This window comes from Deltaproteobacteria bacterium (assembly GCA_016931625.1).
Taxonomy (GTDB): domain Bacteria; phylum Myxococcota; class XYA12-FULL-58-9; order XYA12-FULL-58-9; family JAFGEK01; genus JAFGEK01.
Window position 1 is genome coordinate 1 of sequence record JAFGEK010000001.1, and the last position, 8001, is coordinate 8001.

An 8001-nucleotide genomic window follows, 5' to 3' on the forward strand; every position below is an offset into this window, starting at 1 on the left:
ACTCTCTACGTCATGCCCTCGAAAGAGGGCATCCAGTAAAGCCTAATAAAATCGATCAATTACAGAGATGAGATCAAGAGTCAGCTCCTCTCGATGTCGGCACGGTCGGCCAAGCAGTTTTTTTTCGCCCGGTCGACACGATGATTGCCTCCGGAGGAACCAATTCCGTCAACAAGGTCGGAATGCAGGATCTGGCCGTAGCAAGCAACATCTCCCATCAAATTTGACAGCTATCAAAATTTTCTACGGTGATATTTGACAGCTATCAAATATCACCGTATAGCGGAATTATGTTTAAACGTTATCTCGAACCGCAAATTGTAAAAGACCTTTTAAAAAAAATGGTCTTTGTTGCTGGACCGAGGCAGGTTGGAAAAACCACCTTAGCCATGCAGGTAGCGGGCACTAAAGGCTATTTGAACTGGGACATTGCCGAACAACGCGAAAGAATCTTGGCGCATGAGTTGCCTGAAGGCGATACTTTAGTATTGGACGAAATTCATAAATATCGCTCCTGGCGCAATTATATTAAAGGCCTCTATGACTCTGGTACACACCGCATATTGGTTACCGGCAGTGCGCGGCTCGATATCTATCGCTTTGGCGGCGATTCATTGCAGGGCCGCTACCATTTTTTTCGGCTACATCCTTTATCGGTGGCTGAATTGAAACTCACCAGTGCAGCGGATTTCATGGAGTTGTTGATGCTCGGAGGATATCCAGAGCCCTTTTTCGGAAAATCCGCAGTAGAGGCCAAGCGCTGGTCGCGTGAGTATCGCACCAGACTGATCAGGGAGGATTTGACTTCTTTAGAACAACTCCATGACCTAGGTAATTTGGAGTTATTGATGCTGCGTCTACCAAAATTGGTGGGTAGCCCGCTTTCCTTAAATGCTTTACGCGAGGATTTACAAATTAGCCATAAAACCATTGCGCATTGGATGGATATTTTGGAGCGATTATATGCCATATTCCGCTTGTCGCCCCTGGGCACATCTAAGATCCGGGCCGTAAAGAAAGAACGCAAGCATTATCACTACGATTGGTCACTTGTAACCGAATTGCCCCAGCGTTTCGAAAATTTAATGGCGCATCATTTATTGAAATGGGTCCATTTTGAAGAAGACCGACTGGGACGAGATATCGATTTACAGTACTTTCGCGATAGCGATGGCCGTGAGGTTGATTTTATAATCACCGAAAATGGCCAACCTATAACCCTGATCGAATGCAAATGGGGCGATGCTCCACTAAGCAAGCACCTAGCGTATCTCAAGCATAAATTCCCAATTGCCGATGCTTGGCAATTGCATGCCACGGGAACCAAAGACTACCAAACCCCTGATAAAATTCGTGTAGCACCCGCCTTATTGTTTTTAAAAGGGCTTGTATAAAATTCTTCATATAACCTAACTAACCGTGGACCCCAGACTTCAAGGCTGTATTTTTTTTCGATAGTTACTCTAGCCGATTGCCCAAGGCGTTGACGTAAAGTCTCATCATTAAGCAATGATAATAAAGCTTCACGCCATTCATCTGCAGTGGTGGCGAGTAGCCCATTTTCGTTGTGCTTGATGATTTGTTTATTAACCCCTACAGGCGAAGCCACGCTGGGTATCCCGCAAGCCATATATTGCATGAGTTTAAGGCCACATTTACCACGCGCAAAAGCAGTATCACGCAAAGGCATAATGCCAATATCAAAGCTTGAGATTATCTCGGTCTCTTTATTTTCTTGCCACATCACCAATTCATACGGAAAGGCGAACTGCTCAGGTCTAGCTGATAATATTACTAATTTAGCAGGCGCCAATCGGCATACTTCCGTCAAAGCAGATGCGATTGTATGTAGATGTGGATAATTATAAGCAAGACCAACCCAGCCGATACGTGCCAAAGAAGCGTGTTTATAATGTTTGCGTTTTGGGTAGCGTTTTATGCTTATTGTTGTTGGAATAACGTGAACGTTTTTATTGTATTTTAGACAATGGTTGGCCAATGATTCATTGCCGACAATTACCGCTTTTGCCATGCGCAAAAGGTGTGGATATTTACGGCGGCGTCCGTTTTGTAAATAGATAGCATCATCAAGTTCAAGAACATAACTTTGGCGACTTAGATGAATCAGCCACTCAAAAACCGGCGGTATAAAGGCAAAAAACTCACGCTCAATTATTATGAGATCAGCTTGGCAAAGGTGGCGTAATTGCAATAAACGTCTAAACAAACCAACACAAAAAAAAATTAGGCGTCGCCACCAACGTGAAAAACCTTGAAATCGTTCGGCTTGAAAGTATTTATCACCCAGAGCTGGTGCAATTATAAGTCTATGATCGTGGTTATTAAAAAAGTTCTGATACTGATAAATACGATACCTTGAGCTAGGCCCTAAACGCGTTGAAACGGCGAAGTATGTAATACGCATAGGTTTTCTCAAAGCGAACCTTTTGGTCAATGGGTCACGCGCATTATAGTGTTTCAATGGCATAGAAGTCCTTCTCAAGGTAGCCTTAAATATATAGTTGAATACTTTATTGTTCTAAACACAAAGCCGATGTTAGGCTTTATATTAGAACATGTGGGTTACCTTGTAGTGGCTATCTAAGTAGTGGCTATCTAAGGTTGCTTGACCAACTTGGAGGTATTATGTCTGAACTCATTGCTAAAATCGCGGCGTACCAAGACCTTGAACAATACCGCGACCAGCACTGGGAAGGGACTTTTGAAGAATATCTACAAATAATTCGTAAAAATCCTCAGGTTACGCGTAACGCCTTTCAACGTGTGTACGATATGATTTTATCGTACGGTCGTAATGAATACGTTGATTCAAAGAAGAAAGTTGTTCATTACCCATTTTTCGATGATCTCGAAAATGATGGAGTTGATGGAGTTTATGGTCTTGATATTCCATTAATGCGTTTAGTTAACGTTTTTAAGAGCGCGGCGCTTTCATATGGCACCGAAAAACGAGTTATTTTATTACATGGTCCAGTTGGTTCTTCAAAAAGTACAATTGCCCGACGTTTAAAAAAAGGCCTTGAGCAGTACTCGCAAAGTTCTGCTGGGGCTTTATTTACCTTTGATTGGTATCTTGATGAGATACGTGAAGATGGGTCCACAAAGCGCGAGCATATGCCTTGTCCGATGAATGAAGAACCCTTGCGTTTAATTCCGCTTGAATGGCGAACCAATGCTATTACTGAACTAGATTTAGGTAATAAGGAATTTTTAGTAAACGTGCAGGGAGAGCTTTGCCCGGCTTGTCGTTATGTTTTTAGCAACTTAATGAAGCGCTATAAAGGCGATTTTTCAAAAGTAATTGAACACGTTAAAGTGCGACGCTTAATTCTTTCTGAAAAAGATCGAGTCGGTGTTGGAACTTTTCAGCCTAAAGACGAAAAGAATCAAGATTCGACCGAATTAACTGGTGATATTAACTATCGTAAAATTGCTGAATATGGTAGTGATTCAGACCCCCGAGCTTTTAATTTCGATGGCGAGTTTCATATCGCCAATCGCGGTATTATTGAGTTTATCGAAGTTCTTAAACTTGATGTTGCCTTTCTTTATGACCTTTTAGGTGCTTCACAAGAACATAAGATCAAACCCAAGAAATTTGCTCAAACTGATATTGATGAAGTGATTATTGGGCATACTAATGAGGCAGAATATAAGAAATTATTAAATAATGAGTTTATGGAAGCGTTGCGTGATCGTACAGTAAAAATCGATATTCCATATATTACTAAATTGACTGAAGAAACTAAGATTTACATGAAAGATTATTCATCTAAAAAAATAAGAGGTAAACATGTTGCTCCGCATACACTTGAGATGGCAGCAATGTGGGCAGTGGCGACGCGCTTAGAAAATCCCAAAAAGGCTAATTTAACCCTATTACAGAAATTAAAACTCTATAATGGTAAAACACTACCTGGGTATACTGAAGATTCAGTTAAAGAATTACGCAAAGAATCTGTGCGTGAAGGAATGGAGGGGATTTCTCCAAGATATATTCAAGATAAAATATCAAATGCGCTTGTCTCTGATAAAGCTGAAGGTTGTATAAATCCATTCTTGTTACTTAATGAGCTTGACGCGGGGTTGTCCTCTCATTCGCTGGTCACCCGTGAAGAGGATCGTAATCGCTACCGTGAGCTTGTCGCCATGGTCAAGCAAGAATACGAAGATGTGGTGAAAAATGAGGTGCAGCGAGCTATCTCTGCTGATGAAGAAGCTATTAGTAAACTATGTGCCAATTATATCGACAATATTAAGGCATATACTCAAAAAGAACGAGTAAAAAACAAATACACCGGGCAATTCGAAGAGCCTGATGAGCGTCTAATGCGTTCTATTGAAGAGAAAATAGACATACCTGAAAGTCGCAAAGATGATTTTCGCCGTGAAATTATGAACTACATCGGTGCATTAGCGGTTGAAGGTAAAAAGTTTGATTTTCGTACCAATGAACGTTTGCATCGTGCTTTAGAACTAAAGCTTTTTGAAGATCAGAAAGATTCGATAAAACTAACAACATTAGTTTCGAGTGTTGTTGATCGGGACACCCAAGAAAAAATAGATGTGGTTAAACAGCGCATGATTCGCAATTATGATTATTGTGAAATTTGTGCGACTGATGTGCTTAACTTTGTTGCTTCGATTTTTGCTCGTGGTGATGTCAAAGACTAGGGTGTGTTTAAAAAGCCCATCCACAATTACGGAGTAAGGTCTTTGAAGATACATCAAGATCATTCTCGCTTTAAGCAAATTGTCCGTGGTGCCATAAAGCAAAATTTGCAGAAGTATATTGCTAAAGGCGAGATGATTGGCAAACAAGGCAAAGACTATGTTTCGATTCCTGTACCACAAATAGATTTGCCGCATTTCGAGTTTGATCACCGTGATACAGGGGGGGTAGGTCAGGGTGATGGTGATGTAGGCACGGTGTTACAGCCTGGCAATGTGAAACAACCTGGCGAGGGGCATGAAGCTGGTAATGAAGGTGTAGAGCATGTTCTGGAGGTGGATGTAACTTTCACCGAATTAGCTCAGATGCTCGGTGAATCCTTAGAGTTACCAAATATTGAATCTAAAGGAAAAGAACGGCTTGTAGCACAACGTCGTCGTTATACAGGTGTGCAACGTGCTGGTCCTGAATCACTTCGTTATTTTCGTCGAACATTTAAACAGGCTCTGCGTCGGCAATTAATTGTTGGTAGTTATGACCCCAAAAATCCCGTTATTGTACCAACTCATGACGATCGTCGTTATCGTTCTTGGAAAATACATACCGAACCTCAGACTAATGCTGTGGTTATTTACATGATGGATGTTTCTGGCTCGATGGGAGATGAACAAAAAGAGATAGTGCGTATAGAGTCTTTTTGGATCGATACCTGGTTACACTATCAATATAAAGGTATTGAAACCCGATATATAATTCATGATGCCATGGCAAAAGAAGTAGATCGCGAAACGTTTTTCCACACTCGCGAATCAGGTGGTACTATGATTTCTTCAGCTTATAAATTAGCTAGTGAAATAATCGATAATGAATATCCAGTATCTGATTACAATATATACCCATTTCATTTTTCTGATGGTGATAACTGGTCGGCTGACGATACTCGATTATGTATGGATATTTTAAAAGATAAACTTATTCCGGCTTCAAATTGTTTTTGCTATGGGCAAGTTGAAAGTCCTTACGGTTCTGGTCAATTTATTAAAGATATCAAAGAAGTGTTTGCGTCTAGTACTAAAGTATTTACTTCGGAAATAAAGAATAAAGAAGCGATATATAATTCAATTAAAGAATTCCTTGGAAAAGGGAAATAATTATTTTTTATCCAGAGGTATCCAGAAAACGTACATATGAGTACATTTTTAACTGCTTTTCGATCTTAATTCTTGAAAAACTACGAAAATCATGTCAGAAGACCTGTATTATTTAGATCGCTTTAGTTAGAAAATTAGACTAAGCTATTTGATTGTGACGAAACTATTTATAAGTATCGTCGATAAAGAAGTTAATGATAACAAGTTTTAGAGGTAGTCATGCGCGGTATTATAACGACACGAGATTTAATAACCTGTGCGCCAACAATAATTGCGCAGTTTGGTGTGGCTGCTTATTTTCGTTGCTGGGCACGAGCAGTACTTTCTAGACGCAATGTTACTTTTTTAGAATGTGTTTGTAGAATGCGCCAGGCTTAAAGTATTTAATGTAAATAATAATACCGCCAGTTAGTTTCTATAACTTGGCGGTTTTTTTGTACCCAATTTTTAATTACATCTTACTTTTAACATCATCACCAATCATTCCCTGTCCCCTATTCTCTGTTCTTTAAATCTACATTTTATCTTTAACCAGGTGAGTTTAAACTGGGTATTTAAAGAACAGAGAACTGGGAATTTTAAGTGAGCTTATTAGTAATCGTGTCTAATATTAAACAGATTGCAAACGCTTTACTTTAAAACGGGTAGAAATATCGTGAGCTAGTTTCTCTAAACTAAGAGGGGCAACTACATCTTCTGGGTGTTGGCCATCAACCCAAGCAATAATAAAGTCACGAAGATCTTCAATGTCTTTATCGCTATTTGCAGGTACAGGTGCTTCAAGAGTTCCTGGTGGTTGATTAAGCCAGGGTGGTTCATTAGTTGTTTCGACACCAATTTCACGTATCCATTCAACAATGCGCTGCCTTAATAATTGGTCGCGAAACTCAAACCAGCGACGGCGTTCATCTGGTAAGGTAAGCAAGATGTCTTTAAAACGCCGAAATGCACCTTTTCCGTTTACGGCAGCCTCCATTCGAGGCCGTATAGATTCATCCTCAACAGATTTAATAAATGAGTCGAGCCATTGGTATTGAATACGCGAAGGAATAGCTTCAATCGGTACGTATTTCTCCGGCTCGCTGCGAAATTTAGCGAGTAGTGGATCTCCTGGAGGTGTTTTTAAAACACGGCCATCCTCTAATGAGAGAAAACAACGTACCTCTGGCATACTCATTTGAAACGCACTATGAAGTGCAGCCCAATCAATTTCTAGTTCACGCACGACTAAATCCTCGTCTATGCAATTAGCTTATAGCGCACTGTGTCGCATAATAGCCGATTTTTTTACTACTACTACTACAACCCTTACCGCTTATAAAGGCGATATTCAACGTTGTGAAGGCGGCTTTGGTATCGAATCTGCGAGTAGATCTTCGAGATCGTCCAAAGTTGATGGATTTTGTTTTTTTGTGGCCACTGTATCACTACCTACTTTTAATTCACCGAACATCGGTTCATCAAAAGTATTTTCGTTATTTAACACCGTATCATCATTCTGCTCTAAAACTTGAGTCTCTCCTATATCTTCAACATATAATACGTCGAGACTATTTTTTTGAGCAGTATCCAACAAAGCTTGCGCATCGAGGTTTTCTATTTCCTCTGGCGCTTGTGCAAAAGCTGGATCGTTTACAGTGACACTAGCTTCGTTTGGCACCTCCGTATCAAGCTCAATCGAAGAAACTGTCTCATTAGACGGCACATTGTCAGATGTACTCAGAGGCAAAACCGCCTCTGAAAACTCCTCCTCATCTATGGAAGAATTAGCATTATCATCAAGTAGAACAGGAGTTGTTGACTCATTTTCTACTAAATCTAATTCATCGCTAACAACCTCTTCTTCAGAAGAGATTGTTGAGGTATCCTTTAATGTCAGATCCGTGTTGTTATCAAGAGTTTCGGTTACATTTATCGCATCTGATTTATCATTATTAGTTATTTGGCTAGTAGCAATATCGTTTTGCATCTTTTCTAAAGCTAAGCGAAGTTCGTTAGTTTCTTCTTGCAAAACTTTAATTTGCGTATTTTTTGAACCAATATCTTTTTGATTTTGTTGCAGTGCGTCTTGCAGTTCTTGTTTTTGATTAATTTCGTTTTCGAGTGAGTTTTGCAATTCTTGTTTTTGATTAATTTCGTTTTCGAGTGAGTTTTGCA

The 8001-nt window shown here is 40.0% G+C and carries 7 protein-coding genes; 4 read left to right on the forward strand and 3 right to left on the reverse strand.

Annotation, left to right across the window (positions count from 1 at the left end):
• Positions 1-287 precede the first annotated feature (287 nt).
• Positions 288-1394, forward strand: a complete 1107-nt coding sequence (locus JW841_00005; GenBank protein MBN1959303.1) for an ATP-binding protein — start codon at positions 288-290, stop codon at positions 1392-1394.
• Here the strand turns inward: JW841_00005 and JW841_00010 are convergent.
• A complete protein-coding gene (locus JW841_00010) occupies positions 1331-2425 on the reverse strand; it encodes a glycosyltransferase family 4 protein (GenBank protein MBN1959304.1) in 1095 nt (364 codons plus the stop codon). The two genes, JW841_00005 and JW841_00010, sit on opposite strands and share 64 nt — an antisense overlap.
• A 221-nt stretch (positions 2426-2646) precedes the next feature.
• Here JW841_00010 and JW841_00015 point away from each other — a divergent pair, with 221 nt between their 5' ends.
• The 3 genes from JW841_00015 (at position 2647) to JW841_00025 (ending at position 6222) form a co-directional block, all read left to right on the forward strand.
• Complete coding sequence (locus JW841_00015; GenBank protein ID MBN1959305.1) at positions 2647-4695, forward strand: serine protein kinase; 2049 nt, start codon at positions 2647-2649, stop codon at positions 4693-4695.
• A gap of 18 nt (positions 4696-4713) precedes the next feature.
• Positions 4714-5844: a DUF444 family protein gene (locus JW841_00020; GenBank protein ID MBN1959306.1), complete on the forward strand. Its 1131-nt coding sequence runs from the start codon at positions 4714-4716 to the stop codon at positions 5842-5844.
• Positions 5845-6063: 219 nt separating this feature from the next.
• Complete coding sequence (locus JW841_00025) at positions 6064-6222, forward strand: hypothetical protein (GenBank protein ID MBN1959307.1); 159 nt, start codon at positions 6064-6066, stop codon at positions 6220-6222.
• A 232-nt stretch (positions 6223-6454) separates the two neighbouring features.
• On the opposite strand, the gene JW841_00030 is transcribed toward JW841_00025, so the two are convergent.
• Together JW841_00030 and JW841_00035 are read right to left on the reverse strand one after the other, a co-directional pair.
• The gene (locus JW841_00030; protein ID MBN1959308.1) at positions 6455-7069 is read right to left on the reverse strand and encodes a hypothetical protein; all 615 of its coding nucleotides are present in this window, start codon (positions 7067-7069) and stop codon (positions 6455-6457) included.
• Between the two features lie 105 nt (positions 7070-7174).
• On the reverse strand, positions 7175-8001 hold an 827-nt coding region (locus JW841_00035; protein ID MBN1959309.1), incomplete at its 5' end, for a hypothetical protein.

Bases quoted from the DNA above. Each gene is read 5' to 3' on its own strand.
- JW841_00010 (MBN1959304.1), bottom strand. From the start codon at position 2,425: ATGCGTATTACATACTTCGCCGTTTCAACGCGTTTAGGGCCTAGCTCA.
- JW841_00015 (MBN1959305.1), top strand. From the start codon at position 2,647: ATGTCTGAACTCATTGCTAAAATCGCGGCGTACCAAGACCTTGAACAA.
- JW841_00025 (MBN1959307.1), top strand. From the start codon at position 6,064: ATGCGCGGTATTATAACGACACGAGATTTAATAACCTGTGCGCCAACA.